This window comes from Paracholeplasma morum (genome assembly GCF_016907055.1).
In the GTDB taxonomy this organism is placed as follows: domain Bacteria; phylum Bacillota_I; class Bacilli_A; order Acholeplasmatales; family UBA5453; genus Paracholeplasma; species Paracholeplasma morum.
Map to the genome: position 1 here is coordinate 1 of NZ_JAFBBG010000018.1, position 19,104 is coordinate 19,104.

General features: G+C 36.0%; 15 protein-coding genes and 1 other annotated feature. Of the genes, 12 read left to right on the forward strand and 3 right to left on the reverse strand.

Annotated elements, in window-relative coordinates:
• Nucleotides 1-181: 181 nt before the first annotated feature.
• From JN09_RS06945 to leuS, 3 genes are all read left to right on the forward strand, one after another.
• On the forward strand, nt 182-529 hold the full coding sequence (locus JN09_RS06945) for a P-II family nitrogen regulator (RefSeq protein WP_204434259.1): 348 nt from the start codon (nt 182-184) through the stop codon (nt 527-529).
• Entirely contained in the window at nt 526-1,755 is a 1,230-nt protein-coding gene (locus JN09_RS06950; protein WP_204434267.1) for a cation:proton antiporter, read from the forward strand. Before JN09_RS06945 ends, JN09_RS06950 begins: the two co-directional genes overlap by 4 nt.
• A gap of 131 nt (nt 1,756-1,886) precedes the next feature.
• The gene (leuS, locus tag JN09_RS06955) at nt 1,887-4,298 is read left to right on the forward strand and encodes a leucine--tRNA ligase (RefSeq protein ID WP_204434272.1); all 2,412 of its coding nucleotides are present in this window, start codon (nt 1,887-1,889) and stop codon (nt 4,296-4,298) included.
• A gap of 36 nt (nt 4,299-4,334) precedes the next feature.
• On the opposite strand, the gene mnmM is transcribed toward leuS, so the two are convergent.
• Together mnmM and mnmL are read right to left on the reverse strand one after the other, a co-directional pair.
• Entirely contained in the window at nt 4,335-4,865 is a 531-nt protein-coding gene (gene mnmM / locus JN09_RS06960) for a tRNA 5-(aminomethyl)-2-thiouridylate-methyltransferase MnmM (RefSeq protein WP_204434277.1), read from the reverse strand.
• Nucleotides 4,855-5,790, reverse strand: coding sequence for a tRNA modification radical SAM protein MnmL/YtqA (gene mnmL, locus JN09_RS06965; RefSeq protein ID WP_204434284.1), 936 nt, complete (start codon nt 5,788-5,790; stop codon nt 4,855-4,857). The genes mnmM and mnmL overlap by 11 nt, the downstream gene beginning before the upstream one ends.
• A gap of 69 nt (nt 5,791-5,859) precedes the next feature.
• On the opposite strand from mnmL, the gene JN09_RS06970 reads away from it, so the two are divergent.
• The 9 genes from JN09_RS06970 to JN09_RS07010 all read left to right on the forward strand — a co-directional run bounded on the left by JN09_RS06970 (nt 5,860) and on the right by JN09_RS07010 (nt 18,766).
• Nucleotides 5,860-6,669, forward strand: a complete 810-nt coding sequence (locus tag JN09_RS06970; RefSeq protein WP_204434286.1) for a DUF1189 family protein — start codon at nt 5,860-5,862, stop codon at nt 6,667-6,669.
• The gene (locus JN09_RS06975) at nt 6,662-11,116 is read left to right on the forward strand and encodes a PolC-type DNA polymerase III (protein ID WP_204434288.1); all 4,455 of its coding nucleotides are present in this window, start codon (nt 6,662-6,664) and stop codon (nt 11,114-11,116) included. Before JN09_RS06970 ends, JN09_RS06975 begins: the two co-directional genes overlap by 8 nt.
• 44 nt (nt 11,117-11,160) lie before the next feature.
• Complete coding sequence (locus JN09_RS06980; RefSeq protein ID WP_204434290.1) at nt 11,161-11,916, forward strand: Bax inhibitor-1/YccA family protein; 756 nt, start codon at nt 11,161-11,163, stop codon at nt 11,914-11,916.
• Nucleotides 11,915-12,107: a binding site (T-box leader), on the forward strand. Its footprint overlaps the gene before it by 2 nt.
• 40 nt (nt 12,108-12,147) lie before the next feature.
• Nucleotides 12,148-13,149 carry a phenylalanine--tRNA ligase subunit alpha gene (gene pheS, locus JN09_RS06985; protein WP_204434292.1) on the forward strand — a complete coding sequence of 334 codons (1,002 nt, stop codon included), beginning with the start codon at nt 12,148-12,150 and terminating at the stop codon, nt 13,147-13,149.
• A gap of 1 nt (nt 13,150) precedes the next feature.
• Nucleotides 13,151-15,490, forward strand: a complete 2,340-nt coding sequence (pheT, locus tag JN09_RS06990; RefSeq protein WP_204434295.1) for a phenylalanine--tRNA ligase subunit beta — start codon at nt 13,151-13,153, stop codon at nt 15,488-15,490.
• Between the two features lie 77 nt (nt 15,491-15,567).
• The gene (rlmN, locus tag JN09_RS06995) at nt 15,568-16,587 is read left to right on the forward strand and encodes a dual-specificity RNA methyltransferase RlmN (RefSeq protein WP_204434297.1); all 1,020 of its coding nucleotides are present in this window, start codon (nt 15,568-15,570) and stop codon (nt 16,585-16,587) included.
• Nucleotides 16,588-16,596: 9 nt separating this feature from the next.
• Nucleotides 16,597-17,544 carry a ribosome small subunit-dependent GTPase A gene (gene rsgA, locus JN09_RS07000; protein ID WP_235985213.1) on the forward strand — a complete coding sequence of 316 codons (948 nt, stop codon included), beginning with the start codon at nt 16,597-16,599 and terminating at the stop codon, nt 17,542-17,544.
• On the forward strand, nt 17,544-18,173 hold the full coding sequence (gene rpe, locus JN09_RS07005) for a ribulose-phosphate 3-epimerase (RefSeq protein ID WP_204434299.1): 630 nt from the start codon (nt 17,544-17,546) through the stop codon (nt 18,171-18,173). The genes rsgA and rpe overlap by 1 nt, the downstream gene beginning before the upstream one ends.
• The gene (locus JN09_RS07010; RefSeq protein ID WP_204434306.1) at nt 18,170-18,766 is read left to right on the forward strand and encodes a thiamine diphosphokinase; all 597 of its coding nucleotides are present in this window, start codon (nt 18,170-18,172) and stop codon (nt 18,764-18,766) included. Before rpe ends, JN09_RS07010 begins: the two co-directional genes overlap by 4 nt.
• 36 nt (nt 18,767-18,802) lie before the next feature.
• Here JN09_RS07010 and JN09_RS07015 read toward each other — a convergent pair.
• On the reverse strand, nt 18,803-19,104 hold a 302-nt coding region (locus JN09_RS07015), incomplete at its 5' end, for a hypothetical protein (protein WP_204434308.1).

Sequence of the window (19,104 nt, forward strand, 5' to 3'; positions counted from 1 at the left end):
CAAGTTAACTATCAAACGTTTTTAAATGATAAAGGCATTACTGACATTTTGGAGAAGCATCGGTGATTTCACCAACACTCTTCACCACTCGTCAGATTTTTTTTGAAAAAGTGTTTTCATTTAGTTTATCTTGATAATGAATTTTGTATGGCGTATAATTAACGCGAAAGAGGTGTTTATTTTGAAACTAATGGTTTTTATTTTAAATAAAACTGAAAAACTAGATAGATTATTAAAGGAACTTGCGAACGAACATTTAACAGGGGCAACTGTGTTTAATAGTTCAGGAATGGCTCAAGCTTTATCTGGTTCGAATGATGAGACTTTATCAAACATATTTGGCTCTATTCGTAACCTGCTTAAAGATAACAAGAAAGAAAATAAAACAATTATGATGGTTACTAAAGAAGAGAACATCAAACGTATTGAAGAAATCATTGAGGAAGTGGTTGGTAGCATTGATGAACCAAATACAGGTATTTTATTTACACTTCCGATTGATTATATAAGAGGATTTAAAACAAAATGATTTTATTTTACATGTCAATCATCCTAATAACAGGGTTGTTATTTGGGAAAATTGCTAAGAAGCTAAAACTACCTAACGTAACAGGGTATTTATTAGGTGGTCTTTTAATTGGGCCGTTATTAACAATGGCAGGCATTCATTTGATTCCTGAGGCAGCATATGAAGAACTACATATTATTTCTCAAATCGCTTTAGGATTTATTGCATTTACAATCGGTACGGAATTTCAACTTTCTTACTTCAAGAGGGTCGGTAAGCTTCCAATTGTAATCGCAACTCTCGAATCGTTTTTCGCGATTATCATCGTATTTGTGTTATTGATTTCTTTTGGTTTTGATATGAGGTTCTCACTTGTGTTGTCAGCGATTGCTGCAGCCACTGCACCAGCCGCAACCATTATGGTTATTAAACAATATAAAGCTAAAGGTGAAGTGACTGAAAACCTATTGAGCGTTGTTGCAATTGATGATGCAACAGCAATTGTATTCTTCGGGTTATTCGTAGCAATTGCAAAAACAATTGGATCCACATCAAATATATCTGTTACTTGGATGATCCTTAAGCCATTTGTTGAGATTATTGCAAGCCTTGGATTAGGGGCTATTGCAGGTATCCTACTCTCCTTTGGTGTTAAATGGTTTACAGGTAGAGGAAACCGTATTTCACTCTTACTAGCACTTTTATTCTTGGTCGCATCAGCTGCTGAGATTGTAAAGCAATCAAGCCCTGATTTTGAGTTATCTACACTACTTGCTTGTATGATGATGGGGGCATTCTTCACGAACCTTGCAAATGAAGAAGTCTTAGATACGGTCTTATACTTAACGGATCGTGTTACCCCACCAATATTCATTATGTTCTTTGTATTAAGTGGTGCTGAACTTAAGTTTGATGTCTTATTAACCGTTGGCGGAATTGGTGTAATTTACATTGTAGGTCGTGTGATTGGTAAGCTAATAGGTGCGTACTTAGGGGCAGAACTTGCCAATGGGTCTCCAAAAGTTAAGAAGTACTTAGGTTTTGGGTTAATCCCACAAGCCGGGGTTGCGATTGGGTTATCCATCGTCGCATCCAGTGTCGTACCTCAATATGCACAACAAATTTCTGCAGTCGTTTTATCTGCAACCTTCGTGTATGAAATGGTCGGTCCACTCATCACTAAGAAAGCTTTAACAGCCGCTGGAGAAATTACTCCTGAATTAGCCAAACAAAAAATGTCTCATTAAAAAACTTAGTTTATTATCCTCAGCCTAAAGAATCATGATGATATCCAGGCTGAGGATTTATTTTATGATAGTTTTAGTTTTAAAAAACTAGTATTTGTTTTATAATGGTAAATAGACGAAAGAGTGATAATATGGAATATAACTTTAGCGCCATAGAAAAGAAATGGCAAACTTACTGGTCAGAACGTAAGACTTTTAAAACTGAAAATGACCAAATCAAACCAACTTATTATGTATTAAACATGTTTCCTTATCCATCGGCTCAAGGATTACACGTTGGACACATAGAATCTTATACAGCGACCGATATTATGAGTCGTTTTAAACGTATGCAAGGCTATAATGTGATGCATCCAATGGGATGGGACGCATTTGGACTACCTGCTGAGCAATACGCCCTACAAACCGGGAATGACCCACGAGAGTTCACCTATAAGAACATTGGAAACTTCAAAAGACAAGTTCATGAAGCCGGAATCGGTATTGACTGGGACAGAGAGTTCGCAACCTCTGACAGTGAGTACTACAAGTGGACTCAATGGATTTTCACAAAACTATTTGAACATGGATTAGCTGAAAGAAAAGACGTTGAAGTTAACTGGTGTGAAGGCTTAGGAACCGTTTTAGCCAATGATGAAATCGAAATTAGCGATGGCATTATGGTATCTGAAAGAGGGCACTACCCAGTTACTAAAAAAGCCATGAAACAATGGGTTTTAAAGATTACTAAATATGCAGACCGCTTATTAGAGGACTTAAACTTACTAGACTGGCCAGATCACATCAAGGAAATGCAAAAAAACTGGATTGGTAAGTCAACCGGAGCTAAGATTACTTTCAAGGTTGCACACAGTGATCATAGCTTTGATATCTTTACTACTAGACCTGATACCTTATATGGGGCAACCTATGCGGTATTAGCACCAGAACACCCATTAGTATTAGAAATTGCTTCTCAAGATGAACTAGAAGAAGTTAAAAGATACATTGAAATTACCAAACAAAAAACAGACCTTGATCGTGGAGATTTAAACAAAGATAAATCCGGTGTATTCACTGGGGCATTTGCGATTAACCCAATCAACGGTAAAAAAGTACCAATTTGGATTGCTGACTATGTACTAGCATCCTATGGCACTGGCGCAGTTATGGCTGTACCAGCTCATGATGAAAGAGACTATGAGTTCGCATTAAAACATGGACTAGATATCATTAAAGTCATCGAACATGACGAACCTGGTTGTTTTACTGGTGATGGTTTCCACATCAACAGTGACATCATCAACGGATTGATGAATGACGATGCAAAAGAAGTCATCGTTAAACACCTTGAATCCTTAGGCGCAGGCAAGAAAGAAATCACTTATAGATTAAGAGACTGGGTATTCTCACGACAACGTTATTGGGGTGAACCATTCCCAGTCCTATTTGATGAAGACGATAACGTCATCACATTAAGTGAAGAAGAGCTACCGCTTGAATTACCAAAGATGACCAACATCAAACCTAGCGGAACCGGTGAATCTCCACTAGCCAATCTATATGAATGGATTAACATTGAAAAAGATCAAAAACGTTACCGTAGAGAATCCAATACCATGCCTCAACTTGCAGGTTCTAGCTGGTACTATATTGGTTACGTATTAAAGACATTAGTTGGATTCATTCCACTTAACACGGAAGAAGCTAAAAAAGAGTTGGACAAATGGCTACCAGTTGACTTATACATCGGTGGTGCAGAACATGCTGTCGGACATCTACTTTACTCAAGATTCTGGCATAAGTTCCTTTACGATTTAGGACTAGTTAGTTCAAAAGAACCATTCTTAAAGTTAATTAACCAAGGTATGATTCTAGGCTCTGATAACCAAAAGATGAGCAAATCCAAAGGGAACGTCGTAAATCCTGATGAAGTTATTTCAGTTTATGGGGCAGATACCCTAAGACTTTATGAAATGTTCATGGGCCCACTTGAAGCCGATAAACCTTGGAATACCGAAGCGATTGATGGTGCAAAACGTTTCTTAGATAGAGTATGGAGAATGTATTACTTACCAATCGAAGATGAGGTTCCAGCCCTAGATTTTGTTTATAACCAAACCGTGAAAAAAGTCACTGAAGACTACGAAAAACAAGCCTTTAATACAGGCATCTCTCAAATGATGATTTTCGTTAACGATGTCTACAGACAAAAAGTATTCTCGAAAGCACAGGCCATTGGGTTCTTAAAACTACTTAATCCAATTGCTCCACACATTACAGAAGAACTATATCAAACTGTATTCAATAAGAAAGACACCATTGCCTACCAAGAATGGCCAACTGTGGATGAGTCTAAATTAGTATTAGATGAAATCGAAGTGGTTATTCAAGTTAATGGTAAACTAAGAGACCGTATTAGTGTTAAACCAAACGAAGATGAAACCCTAGTGAAAAAACTTGCACTAGAAGCTCCAAATGTCGTTAAGTTTACCGAAGGATTAGCGATTGTAAAAGTCATCTATATCCAAAACAAAATTGTTAACATTGTTGTAAAAGGCTAATAAAAAAACGCGATTATGCATAAGCATAGCCGCGTTTTATTTTTCTATCACAATGACATAAGGCGCATTGTTTCTATTTTGTATTTTTAAAGTATAGGTCAAATAATCATTAGGTAAAGACTTAATGAAATGATCTAAAGCACTAGATTCTTTCATCCCCTCTTCATGGCCTGGATAAGCCGTTATGATGATGAACATACCCTCTTTTAGCAGTTTAGATAATTCTTTAATTGTGAATAGGGTGTCTTTCTCTAAAGTCGTTATGGTTTTATCACCATTTGGCAAATAGCCTAAGTTGAAGACGACGCCTTTGAAAGGAATATTGTAGCTAAACATGTTAACAAAAGAATCATGATGAATTTGGATATTCTTAAGACCTTCTATTAGGTTTTTTGCTTGATTAATAGCCTCTAATTGGATATCGAATGCGACTACATTTGCACCAAGTGAGTTTAGGTATAACGTATCATGACCATTCCCAAGTGTCGCATCGATAATTATGTCATTAGGGCTAACATGATTATTCAAAAATGATCTTGTAAAATCATGGATCAGACTATTTCTCATATTGGTCCCCTTGCCAGGCATTTAAGAGTCTCATTCTTTTGTCAATTTCATTTTGGACGATGAACTTCTTCAAAGTCCATTTTGGCTCCATAAGGAGTTTTGCTGGAGCGTCCCCAGTGACTCTATGAACAATAATCGAAGGGTTTAGAATTCTTAGCTGATCAACAGTGATATCTACATATTCTTCTAAGGTAAGAATTGGAAATGGTTTCTTCTTAAAATCAAAGCCCATTTTGGTTTTTTCCATCACATGAAGCATATGAATCTTGATGCCTTGAACATCGAGTTTGTTAATATGTCTAACGGTCTCTAACATCATTTCTTTGGATTCATAAGGCAACCCATTAATGATGTGTACAACGACTTCAATGTTACGGGCTCTTAGTTTTGATACGGCATCGTCAAATGACTTTAAATCATGTGCACGATTGATCAAATTAGAAGTACTTTCAAAGATGGTTTGCAAGCCAAGTTCTACCTGTAAAGGCATCCTTTGGTTTAAGTCACCTAAATACTCCAAAACATCGTCTGGAAGACTATCAGGTCTGGTTGCTACAGAGATCATCACGATGTTAGGATCAAGCGTAATCGCCTCATCAAATAAAGATTTAATTTTAGTAAGCGGTCCATGGGTATTCGTGTTTGCTTGAAAGTACACTACATAATTGGCTTTATCAGGCCATTTTAAGTGCATCATTTCTTTTATGTTATCAAATTGAACCCTTAAAGGATCGTATTTACTACCAGCAAAATCGCCAGAACCCAGTGGGGTACAAAACGTACAGCCCCCTTTGGCTACAGTCCCATCAATGTTCGGACAAGTAAAGCCACCATTTAAGGCAATCTTAAAAACCTTGTTTGGGAATTTATGTCTATAGTAGTTGTTTAATGTGTTATAATGTTTCTCGTCAGTCATCAAATTCATCTAAAATCACCAATTGTATTTTAACATATAAATGTTAATATGTTATAATAAGTGATAAGGAGTTTTATCATGTTAAAAAGACTAAATATCTCGATTTTTAAACCTAGCAAAATTGCATTTTTCCTTAAAGATAAACTCGGCTATATCACATTATATATAGCCTTTTTATCATTACTTGCGAGCATGCCGATGATACTACGCATTGGGTTTTCTAATAGCGCTCCTAAAGACATCAAAGATGAACTTACAAGCACACTTATACAAAAGAATAACAACTGCGTCATCGTTGACGCTAAACTTGATCCAAACTGTACAGGAGAAGCGTTTAATTACCTTGCTTTTAGAATTGGGTTCAACGACAACTCTGAAAACGCCTTATACCAAGTTGTATTTGAAGAAGAAGGCCTGTCTTTCTACTTAGACCAAACCAATGTTAAAACATACACTTATCAAACACTTAAACTTGACAACCTATCTCTTAATCTCGCAACCTCTAATGATCAAAAAGCATTTAAGAATGCGATAGATATTATCTATATGGATATCAAGCCATTGGCACTTGTCTATGGCGGGTTAATGATGTTTATGGCCAATATGATTTTATATTTCATCCTAGGTCATATCATGGCATTTTTCTATGGATTAAGACCTCAAAAACTTCGATATAGATACCGCTTTATAATGGCAACCTATGCCCTTACAAGTTACTTTGTATTGGTATTGATTGGGGAACTATACGGACTTGGACTTGTCAGTTATTTGGCTTTGATTCTCCCTTATATCTATATGGGTATCGCATTTAGAGGTCTATTAAAGATGTCTAAAATCGTCATTGTAAGTGACCAAAAAGATGATGAAAGTAAGGATAAAGATGAATAAATTTGAATTATTTCTTAAACAATCAGGCTTTAAGGATGAACAACTAAAAGAAGCAACACTTAGAAATGTGTTAGTCGATTCTAATGCTAAACTCTGGACATTTTATATCAATTTTCCAAAAGCACCAGAACCTAAATCACTAGACCTATTTATTAAACAACTTAGACTCTATTTTTCAGTTCCGGATGTTGTCCTTGGAATAGAGTATCAATTTACCTTTCAAGACCATGAATCTTGGAAATCTTATGCAATGGATTTCTATTACTGGGTCTTACAAAATCTAACCTCAGAAAGAGCAAGTTTAAACATTTTTAGAAACTTTAATGCTCGATACGAAGAGGGGCATTTTTATTTGGAAGTAGACGAGAATAGTCACCATCTAAATAGATACTTGCCTTTTTTTATGCAAGCCTTTTTAAAGGTGGGTATTCAAACTGAAATCAAACTAGAAATTAAGAAGGAGCTTGCTTCAGTAGAAACCCAAATCAAAAAGTATGAATCTAAAGCCATCAGTGAATTAAAGGCTTTACCACCAAGAGAAAAAGAAGAACCGAAGAAAGCTTTAAAAAACTTTAAACGTGTTTATAAAACAGATAAGATTTCCCCAATTAGCGAGATTCCAAAAGATAATTACGAGTTGGACAAATACCAAAACACAACTTCAGACTTATCGTTTGCGGTTGAAGGGGCAATCATCAAGTCTGAAGTACGTACATTGAAGAATTCTTCCTTACTACAAATGACGATTGCTGATAGCGATGATGCGATCATCGTTAAGCAGTTTTTATATAAAGACGAAGACATCAAAACAGCTGAATCCTATAAGACAAATGACATTGTTCGTGTTATGGGTAGAGCTCAATACGATACCTTTGCGAAAGATGTATTAATCATCGCGAACATCGTAGAGTTTGTTGAAAAAACCAGTAAAAAAGAACGTAAAGATACTGCCAAAGAAAAGCGTGTTGAGTTCCATTTACATACCAAAATGTCCAATATGGATGGACTTACAGATGTGAAAGACTATGTTGATCAAGCCATAAAATGGGGTCATAAAGCGATTGCATTTACAGACCATGATGGGCTTTATGCATACCCTGATATCGCTAAAGCAACCAAAGGCACTTCAATTAAACCCATCTATGGGGTTGAACTTACTTATGTGGATGAATCCTCATTTAGAATTGCCTATGGAGATCAACCAATCGACTTAAGAAAGTCCAGTTATGTGGTATTCGATATCGAAACCACTGGGCTATCCAGCACACGTGATAAAATCATCGAAATTTCTGCAGTCAAGATTGAGAACATGCAAATTGTTAGTCAGTTCTCTACATTCGTTAACCCAGAAGAAAAAATCTCTGAGTTTACGACGGAGTTAACCTCGATTACAGACAATGACCTCATTGGCGCACCAAAAATAGATGAAGCCATGCCTAAGTTCATTGAATTTTGTGGCGATTCGATTTTAGTTGCCCATAACGCAACCTTTGATATTGGACACATCTATGCCAATATGGAGCGTTTAGGGATCAAAGAAAAAGTATTTCCAGTTATTGATACCTTAAATATCGCTCGTTATTTTTACAATAATGAGTTGAAAAAATACAATTTAAAGGCAGTTGCAAAACTCTTTAAAGTGAAACTTGAACAACACCATAGAGCAACCGATGATGCCATGGCAACCGCCCAAGTTTTCATTCAAATGCTTCAAGACCTCCTTAAAAAAGGCATTGAAACGCATGATTTAATCAATAAAGCAATTAGCCTAGATGAAGCCTGGAAACATGGCTTTGGTAACCACATCAACATCTTGGTTCAAAATCAAGTAGGGTATAAAAACTTATTTAAGTTGATGAGCGATGCCCTTACAACCCATTTCTATGGGGGTCCAAGACTACTTAAATCTACCATCCTTAAATACAGAGAAGGCCTATTGTTAGGTTCAGGATGTTATAAGGGCGAAGTTTTTGAGACGGCAATGAACCGTAGTGAAAAAGATTTAAGAAGTGTTATGTCTTTCTATGATTACATTGAGGTTCAACCGCCTCTTAGCTATAAACATTTAAGAGAATCATTAGGGGCAGAGGCAGACGTTAAGATTGAATCGATCATTAAGACGATTATTCGTGTCGCAAAAGAAGAAAACAAACTTGTGATTGCTACAGGAGATGTCCACTACCTCAATGAGTCAGACTCAATATTTAGAGACATTTACATTAGAACTAAACTGGTTGGTGGTGGGATTCACGACCTTGCTCGTTACCAAGAGACCCCAATTCAATACTTTATGACAACCGATGAAATGCTAGACGCGTTTAAGTTCTTAGGAGCTGAACTCGCGTATGAAATTGTTATCAAAAACACGAACAAGTTAAACAACGACATCGATGCCATTCAAGCATTTCCTAAAGCACTATATTCCTTAAGAGATGATGCCTTTAAAGAAAAACTAGGTGTTGAATCGATTAAAGATGAGATTCACCGATTGGTCTATTCTAAAGCCAAGAAGCTTTATGGAGAAACCCTTCACCCTGTTGTAACAAAACGTGTAGAAAGAGAACTGAAAAACATCATTGAAAATGAGTTCGGTCCAATCTACTATATTTCATACTTACTAACGAAGAAATCATTAGATGATGGGTACTTAGTTGGTTCTCGTGGATCTGTTGGGTCAAGTTTAGTAGCTACCTTAATGGAAATCACAGAAGTTAACCCCCTAAAACCTCATTACAGATGCCCTAATGGAGACTTTACTGTATTCAAGATGTCGCCTGAAGATATTGAAATTTATGGAATTACCGACTTAGAAAAAAGCTTCCAGCCTTATTTTGAAAATATTCAATCCGGTTATGATTTAGACAATCGTCATTGCCCACACTGTAATCATTTACTTGAAAAAGATGGACAAGATATTCCATTTGAAACCTTCTTAGGATTTAATGGAGATAAAGTGCCAGATATTGACTTAAACTTCTCGGGAGAATACCAAGCCAAAGCTCATAATTACGTTAAAGAATTATTAGGTGAAGACCATGCCTTTAGAGCAGGAACCATTCAAACGGTTGCTGAAAGAAATGCGTTTGGTTATGTTAAGGGATTCTTAGAAGACAAGCAAATGACCAATGTTAGAAACGCTCAAGTTGAAAGATTGGCGAAAAATATTGAAGGTGTTAAAAGAAGTACCGGACAACATCCCGGCGGAATCGTTGTCGTACCAGATGACAAAGAAATCTTTGATGTTACGCCAATTCAGTACCCTGCTGATGATGTTACCTCAGAATGGAAAACCACCCACTTTGACTATCACTCATTTGAAGATAACTTACTCAAACTAGACATTCTTGGTCATGATGACCCAACGATGATTAAGTTCTTAATGGACTATGTCAGTGAACATCCAGATGAGTTTCCATTTAGTCGTGCCCAAGACATTCCTGTCGATGATAAAAAGGTGTATGAACTCTTTGGAAATACTACTTGTATCGGATTAAATCCAGAAGATTTAGGCAGTGAAGTTGCCTCCTTTGGGATTCCAGAACTTGGCACAAACTTCGTAAGACAAATGTTAACCGATACAAAACCCAATAGTTTTGCAGGACTTGTCAAAATATCAGGGTTGTCTCACGGTACAGACGTATGGCTAAAAAATGCCCAAGACTTAGTATTAAACAAAAAAGAAGAGTTCCAAGGCATTACATTTGACCAAGTCATTGGTTGTCGTGACGATATCATGGTTAACTTAATGGAATTTGGTATGGATCCACTAAAGTCTTTTGAAATTATGGAGTTCGTTAGACGTGGGAAACCATCCAAGGACAAAGAAAAATGGGCATCTTATGCGGAAGTTATGGAACGTAACGGTGTGCCTAAATGGTACATTTGGAGCTGTTCTTTAATTAAGTATATGTTCCCTAAAGCCCATGCTGCAGCTTACGTATTGATGGCTGTTCGTATTGCTTGGTTTAAAGTCTATAAACCTTTATTATTCTATAGCGCATTCTTCTCAAAACGTGCAGACCAGTTTGATTATGAAACCATGGTTTTAGGCACGAACGCGATTAGAAATAAACTTCAAGAATACGGCAGAATGTTTAATCTGTCTGTTAAAGATGAATCGATTGTTACAAACCTTCAAATTGCCCTAGAAATGACACTTAGAGGCTTTAAGTTCTTAAAAGTGGACATTAACTTAAGCGAGGCTCAAACGTTTAAAATTGAGGGAAATGCACTTAGAATGCCTTTCGTCTCAATTGATGGTTTAGGGACTCAAGTTGCGATTGATGTTGTTGAAAAACGTAATGAAAAAGCATTTACTTCTAGAGAAGATGTTAAAAATCGTACTAGAATCAATAAAACTGTCTTTGAAAAGATGGAAACCTATGGCGCATTTGACGATTTAAATGAAGAAAATGATGTGATTGATCATGGTTTATTTGCACTTTAGCATAAAGTGATTTATAATTAAAAATGAAATGGAGTGATTAATATATGTACAAACACAACAACCCAGTATTTTCTAGAATGGAAAAACAAGAAGAAGCCTTCTTAGGGTCTCAAGCCTCTTATCTAGGTATTACTTTAAAAACAGTATTATTATTTGCAATAGCAATCGCATTTGGTCTATTCACATTGACTTTAGCGGATAGCAATCCTGGTCTATTTGTTGGGATTTTGATTGCATCAATGTTCACAGGTTTTATATCCGTAATTGTTGCTACAACCAGTCTAAGACTATCTAGATTATTCTCAATCATCTATGCGATGTCTGAAGGGGTAGCTCTAGTCATTATCAGTTTAATTTATGGAGCAGCATTTGGTGGTGCAAACTTCATTTTACTTGCTGTGCTAATTACTTCAGGTATCTTTATCGGTATGCTAGCACTTTATTCAACCAGACTCATTCAAGTTACTAGTCGATTTAGAAGAGTTGTCTTAGGATTTGGATTTGGATTGATTGCGACAATGTTATTTGTATCCATCGCATCTATCTTTGATGGTGGCGCAATGTGGTATACATTATTTGGTAATCCTGATAGCCCACTAGTACTATTCTTATCTTTAGTATTCATTATGTATGGCGCATTCATGCTTACATTGCATTTCGATACTGCAGAAAACATGGTTTCAAATGGCGTATCTAAACGTTATGAATGGATGGTATCATTAGGTTTAATGGTATCTATCGTATATATTTATTATCAAGTTTTAAGATTGCTTGCAATCCTTGCTTCAAGAAGAGACTAAATCACAATAATAAGGAAGTAGTACAAAACATACTTGTTTAAAGAGAGGACATGGTTGGTGTAAATGTCTAATAGGTGGTTTTCGAATTCATCCTTTATGTGGTGCTAATCACACCCGTAAGCCTGCGTTAAAGGTATAGAGTGCTATGGAAACATAGAACTAAGGTGGTACCGCGATATTTCGTCCTTAGATTATAAATCTAGGGACTTTTTTATTTAGAAAGGACAAATTATGGAAAATAGACTAATTTCAATTAAAAATAAAGCCGTTGAAGCGCTTTTGTCAATTGATCAAATGACAGACTTAAACAATCTTAAAGCCAGTTTCTTAGGAAAAAAAGGCGAGATTGCCGAATTAATGATGGGTTTAAAAGACTTATCAAATGAAGAAAAACCAAAAGTTGGGAAACTAATAAATGAAACCAAACAAGTATTAGAGGCCCTATTTGAAGAAAAGAAAGCTCAAATCGAAGCGAAAGAAATCGCAATTAAGCTTGAAAAAGAAGCCATCGATGTGACCTTGCCAGGAATCAAAAAAGAGATTGGGACTGCTCACTTATTAAGTCAAATCGTCGAAGACCTTGAAGCCTTTTTCATTGGCTTAGGCTATGAGGTTAAGGAAGGTCCAGAAATCGAAACTGACCACTATAACTTCGAAATGCTCAACTTAGAACAAGGCCATCCTGCAAGAGCGATGCAAGATTCCTTCTATATCGATCCAAACCGTTTACTAAGAACACATACCTCACCAGTTCAAGCGAGAACCATGTTGCAATCCGAGGGTAAACCAATCCAAATCATTTGCCCAGGTAAAGTATACAGAAGAGATGATGATGACCAAACACATAGCCATCAATTTATGCAAGTTGAAGGATTAGTGATTGGTAAAGACATTTCAATGGCTAACCTTAAAGGGACCTTACTAGCATTCATAAAACACTTCTTTGGTAAAGATAGAGAAATCCGTTTACGCCCTTCTTATTTCCCATTTACAGAACCATCCGTTGAAGTCGATGTATTCTCAGAAGATGGTAGATGGATTGAAGTGCTTGGCGCGGGAATGGTTCATCCAAATGTATTAAAGATGGGTGGATATAATCCAGATGAAGTACAAGGGTTTGCATTCGGTATAGGGGTAGAAAGACTAGGTATCTTAAAATACGCCATCGATGATATTAGACAGTTTTATACAAACGATTTACGTTTCTTAAAACAATTCAAGGGAGGTCGCTAATATGAAAATATCTACAAATATGCTTAAAAATGTATTAGGTTACCTACCTGATAATTTATATGAATTAACCAATGGCTACATAACAGAAGTTGAAGACTATCAAAAAATGGTTGTCGCAAGCGGGCTTGTGACAGGCTATGTTTTGACTTGTGAAGACCATGAAAACTCTGACCACTTACATGTTACAACCGTTGATTTAGGTAACGGGCTTGTTGAACAAATCGTATGTGGAGCTAAAAACGTTTCTGCTGGTCAATATGTGATTGTTGCAACCCCAGGGGCAGTTCTACCTGGCGGGTTTGAAATCAAAAGAAGTAAGATTAGAGGCGTTGAATCTAATGGGATGATTTGCTCATTAGCAGAACTTGGGATTGAAGAAAAAAACGTCGATCCAAGATATAGAGAAGGCATTTATAACTTCCCTGAAGCCGTTGAACTTGGCGTAGATCCACTGCACCTACTTGGACTTGACCAACATACAATCGAGCTATCATTAACCCCTAATCGCGCTGACTTATTGAGTGTATTAGGTTATGCTTATGACATTTCTGCAGTACTAGATAAGAAGCTTACCTACCGCGAACCTGAGGTATTTGAAGTAGATACCTTAAATCCTTTAGTAGTTAAAAATGATTCAGAAGGGTGCCACCGTTATTTCGCAAGAACGATTGATGTTAAAGTGGGACCTTCACCAGAATGGCTAAGAAGCTCATTAATCGCAAGCGGCATTAGACCAATTAACAATGTCGTTGATATTACAAACTACGTTATGCTTGAACTTGGCACCCCACTTCATGCATTCGATAAAGCCAAATTTGAGACCAATAAAATCCACATTCGTCAAGCTAAAGACGGCGAAGAAGTGGTTTCATTAGATGAAGTTAAACGTACATTAACAGATAAAGACATCGTCATTACCAATGGTATTTACCCGGTTGCAATCGCTGGTGTGATGGGATTATTAAACACAACCGTGGATGAAGATACTACTTCAATCATTCTTGAAGCCGCAAGCTTTGACTCAAAAATGATTCAGGAAACGTCTAAACGTTTAGATTTAAGAAGTGATTCAAGCCTTAGATTTGAACGTGGTATTGATGAAACCAGAGTTAGAGTTGCGATCAACAGAGCTGCTCAAATGATGGTTGAATTAGCAGGTGGTGTGGTTTATAGTGAAATCGCAGCCTCCAATGAAGCTTATCCAAAACCAGTTAAAATTGAGATTACTGCCGCAGATGTTAATAAGACATTGGGCATTAATCTGGATGAATCACAACTTAGAAGCATTTTAAAACGTCTTAATATCATTAGTGTTAGCGAACATGTCTATATGGTTCCAAGCTACCGTAATGACTTAAGGATAAAAGCAGACTTAATCGAAGAAGTAGCAAGAATCTATGGTTTAAATGAAATCCCAATGATTCTCCCTAAAACCAACAGTCTTGGCAAATATTCAAATAGACAATCTAAAGTCCTAGAAATCAAACGAATCATGCGTCACCTAGGTTTCAATGAAGTGATTAACTACTCATTAACTAAGAAAGAAACGATTTCATTATTCACAGATCCTTCACAAGATCAAGTTGAATTACTACACCCTATGAGTGAAGATAAAAAAGTATTAAGACATTCACTCATCAATGGGTTATTAGATAATGTCGGTTATCATTTATCTAGACAAATGAGTGACCTTAAGTTCTTTGAAATTGGATCTACATATTACTCTCATGGTGAACCTTTACATTTAGCTTGCATCATCGAAGGTAATTATGAAGCCTCCACTTGGAAGAAAGATGGCATAAAAGCAGATTTCTACGTGTTAAAAGGTATTTTAGACAGCCTACTTGGACACTTTGATTTGAAAGTAGATTATGACAAAGCATCCCTAGAAGGCTTACATCCAGGTGTTACAGCTAAAATCAGTTTAAACAATGAAAAAATCGGATATATCGGTAAGATTCATCCAAGCTTAGGCATTGAAGCTTATGTGTTTGAAATCAACCTAGAAGTAGTTTTAAAACACATTCAAAAACAAGGTTTATTTGAAACTATTTCAAGATATCCAAGTATCACAAGAGACCTAGCATTTATCGTGGACAAACAAATTCCAACCCAAAAGATTCATGCTTTAATCTATCAAACAGCACGTAAATTCTTAACAGATTTAACACTATTTGACGTTTATGAAGATGAAAAAATCGGATTGGATAAGAAATCTTTAGCATTCTCAATGACCTTTAATTCTAAGGAAAAGACATTAGAGACTGCTGATATTGATAAATTGATGAAATCTATCCTTAATAGATTACAATACGAGTTCAAAGCAGAAATCAGAAGTTAAGAAGGCAAACGCCTTCTTTTTTTTGCCAATTTATAGGTTTTTAAGTTTTTCTAGTGTATAATGTTTATGGTGATAAAATGACAAATATTTATGATTTAAAGTTAAGCGAACTCGAACAGTTTTTCCTTGAAAACGACGAAAAAAAGTTTAGAGCGCAACAAGTTTTTGACTGGATTTACAAGAAAAAAGTACATACATTTGATGAAATGAGCAATCTATCCAAAAATGTGATAGATCTTTTGAATAATAATTTTGAAATTAAAGTACTAGAAAAAGTGGTTGAAACCAGAAGTGTTGATGGCACGATGAAGTTTTTATATGGGTTACCTGATGGGAACTTAATCGAAACAGTATTAATGAGCCATGACTATGGGTATTCTATTTGTGTAACCTCACAAGTTGGATGTAACATGGGATGCCGTTTTTGTGCATCAGGGATCTTAAAGAAAAAAAGAAACCTATCAGCAGGGGAAATCATGAGCCAAATCATTGAATCTGAACGTGCGTTTGGCAAACGTATTAGCTATGTCGTTGTCATGGGGATTGGTGAACCATTTGATAACTATGATAACCTTATGACTTTCTTAGAAAATGCTAACTCTTCTAAGGGGCTAGAAATTGGGGCTAGACACATCACAGTATCTACGTGTGGGATTGTTCCAAAAATTAAAGAATATGCTGATGAACAACTTCAAATTAACTTAGCTATTAGCTTACACGCACCAAACAACGAAATTCGTAATCAACTAATGCCAATCAATAAGGCTTATCCAATTGAACAAGTGATTGATGCGATTAGATATTATATGACTAAGACGAATCGTCGTATTACAATTGAGTACATCCTAATTGATGAACTCAATGACCAAAAAGAACATGCTTTAGAACTTGTTAAGCTCTTAAAAGGCTTAAACGTTTATGTGAACTTGATTCCTTATAACGAAGTAATTGAAGCACCATTTAAACGTTCTAAACGTGAAAATCAAGAAATATTCTATGATACATTAAAGAAAAACGGCATGAATGCCACTTTAAGAAAAGAACAAGGACATGACATTAATGCCGCATGTGGGCAATTAAGAAGTCAAAACTTATAGGAGGTTTTTTTGAGAAAAGGGCAAGTTGTAAAGCTCATAGGTGGGCTTTATAGTGTCATGGATTTGGAGACAAAAGCGATTTTGATTGCTAAAGCCAGTGGCAAACTTAGGTATCAAAAATTAGACGAAAACAGCAGTTTTAACAAACAGTTAACCAAACGTACAAAACTAGACATCAAAACGATTCAGGTAAGCCCTAAAGTGGGAGATTTTGTGATGTACGATGAAACAGATATCAATCATCCAATTCAAGAAATATTTCCAAGGCAAAATGAATTAGATCGTCCAGATGTATCGAACGTTGACCAGGTTTTGATTCTTTCTAGTGTGAAAAATCCAAACTTCAGTTTTAATTTGCTGGATCAATTTTTGATCCTAATTGAACAAGCTAACATTAAACCAATACTCATCGTCTCTAAGGTTGACCTTATTAGCGAAGATGAGTTTTTAGCATTAAAAAATGACTTGAGTTATTATCAAAAAATCGGATACGAAGTCTATTATGTAAACTCTAAACAAAAGATAGGTTTTGATACATTAGAAGACTTATTTTTGAATAAACTATCGGTTTTGGCAGGTCAAACTGGTGCGGGGAAGTCAACCTTCTTAAATGCGTTAATGCCTAGTTTAGGAATAAAAACTCAAGAGATTTCAATGGCTTTAGGTAGAGGTAAGCATACAACCAGACATACAGAGCTTTACTTTTATGGTGGCGGGATGATTGCAGATACCCCAGGCTTTTCTAAACTTGAGTTTTCCAGATTAGAAGCTAAGGACTTGAAAGACTATTTCGTTGAGTTTAAGACTTATGAATCAGGATGTAAGTTTGGAAGTAACTGTGTACACGTACACGAGCCAGGATGTAATGTTAAAGGAAATCCTAACATATTACCTTCAAGATATGAAAACTATATAAAATACTATGAAGAACTTAAAAACCAAAAGGAGAGATATTAATGAAAATTGCACCATCTATACTAACGGCTGACTTTAATATTTTGAAAGAGGAAATTCTATCGATTGGACACTCTGACTATCTACATCTAGATGTCATGGATGGCCATTTTGTTCCAAATATTTCATTTGGAAGTCATGTACTAAGTGGACTTAAAAAGATAACATCCATTCCACTAGATACACATTTAATGATTGAAAACCCACTTCAGTATATTGATCAATATGTGGAAATTGGTTCAAGCATTATCACAATCCACGTAGAAGCCAATCAACCTCTTGAATCAATTTGCAGAATCAAAGCTTCAGGGATAAAAGCAGGAATTTCTTTAAAACCTAAAACGCCTTTAGAAGACTTGTTTCCATATTTAGACAAAGTTGATCTTGTTTTAGTTATGAGCGTAGAACCAGGGTTTGGTGGACAATCGTTTATGGAAGATCAACTGGAAAAGGTAAGAGAACTAAAAAGACTAAGAGAAGCCTACAAATATAACTACATCATCGAAATTGATGGTGGAATTAATGGAACTACTGCGCCTAAAGCAAAAGAAGCGGGCGTAGACTTAGCAGTTGCTGGGTCTTATGTCTTCAACGCAAAAGACCGCAATAAAGCTATTGATGCTATCCGATGAGAACTTATATCGTATTGCCTAATGTTCCGGCACTTATCAAGAGTTTGAGTGATTTAGAAACGTCCTATGTTATCGCGGTTGATAGCGCTGTAAGCGAACTAAACACGCTGAACATTCGCTATGATATCGCAGTTGGTGATTTTGATTCTCTTAAAGATGAATCTTTGATTAAGAGTAATAAAGTTAAGCTTAACCCTATTAAGGATGAGTCCGATACAGCTAGTGCCGTTAGGCTCGCTTATGAATCCTCAGATGACATAATCATCCTTGGAGGCCTTAAAGGTAACCGTATCGATCACCTCTATGCTAACCTATTATTATTCAGAAAATATCCGGGTTTAGTTGCAATAGATGACAACAATAAAATTACGGCAAAACCCAATGGAACATACACATATTTTAAAAAAGACTATGATTATCTTTCAATATTTGCTATCGAAAAAAGTTTAATTACTATCGAAGGAGTTAAATATCCACTTGATAAATATGAACTAAAAAAAGACAACCCTATCGGATTGTCCAATGAGATTATCCACCATGCAACCATTACTGTGCATGAAGGATTAATTTTGATAATCGAGTCAAAAGATTAAAAAAAAACTGACGAGTGGTGAAGAGTGTTGGTGAAATCACCGATGCTTCTCCAAAATGTCAGTAATGCCTTTATCATTTAAAAACGTTTGATAGTTAACTTGCTTTGTTGATTTTTGTATCCGCTTATACAGATCAGTAATCAAATCATTCTTTGCTTTTAACTGTTCTTTCTTGTTTTTCGAGTCTGCTAAGATTAGTTGATTGTGCCTGTATGTGAAAAAGTTAAGGTAGTGTTGAAGATACTTCAGTCTAAACCCGGCATGTTTGAATAGATATCGCTTCAGGCTGCTGTGTAATGAATCAACGATTAATGTTGATAGTTCTGCATCTTCACTCT

What these genes read in the sequence shown, in the direction of transcription:
- JN09_RS06950 (WP_204434267.1), top strand. Translation starts at nt 526, where the DNA reads ATGATTTTATTTTACATGTCAATCATCCTAATAACAGGGTTGTTATTT.
- leuS (WP_204434272.1), top strand. Translation starts at nt 1,887, where the DNA reads ATGGAATATAACTTTAGCGCCATAGAAAAGAAATGGCAAACTTACTGG.
- mnmM (WP_204434277.1), bottom strand. Translation starts at nt 4,865, where the DNA reads ATGAGAAATAGTCTGATCCATGATTTTACAAGATCATTTTTGAATAAT.
- mnmL (WP_204434284.1), bottom strand. Translation starts at nt 5,790, where the DNA reads ATGAATTTGATGACTGACGAGAAACATTATAACACATTAAACAACTAC.
- JN09_RS06970 (WP_204434286.1), top strand. Translation starts at nt 5,860, where the DNA reads ATGTTAAAAAGACTAAATATCTCGATTTTTAAACCTAGCAAAATTGCA.
- JN09_RS06975 (WP_204434288.1), top strand. Translation starts at nt 6,662, where the DNA reads ATGAATAAATTTGAATTATTTCTTAAACAATCAGGCTTTAAGGATGAA.
- JN09_RS06980 (WP_204434290.1), top strand. Translation starts at nt 11,161, where the DNA reads ATGTACAAACACAACAACCCAGTATTTTCTAGAATGGAAAAACAAGAA.
- pheS (WP_204434292.1), top strand. Translation starts at nt 12,148, where the DNA reads ATGGAAAATAGACTAATTTCAATTAAAAATAAAGCCGTTGAAGCGCTT.
- pheT (WP_204434295.1), top strand. Translation starts at nt 13,151, where the DNA reads ATGAAAATATCTACAAATATGCTTAAAAATGTATTAGGTTACCTACCT.
- rlmN (WP_204434297.1), top strand. Translation starts at nt 15,568, where the DNA reads ATGACAAATATTTATGATTTAAAGTTAAGCGAACTCGAACAGTTTTTC.
- rpe (WP_204434299.1), top strand. Translation starts at nt 17,544, where the DNA reads ATGAAAATTGCACCATCTATACTAACGGCTGACTTTAATATTTTGAAA.
- JN09_RS07010 (WP_204434306.1), top strand. Translation starts at nt 18,170, where the DNA reads ATGAGAACTTATATCGTATTGCCTAATGTTCCGGCACTTATCAAGAGT.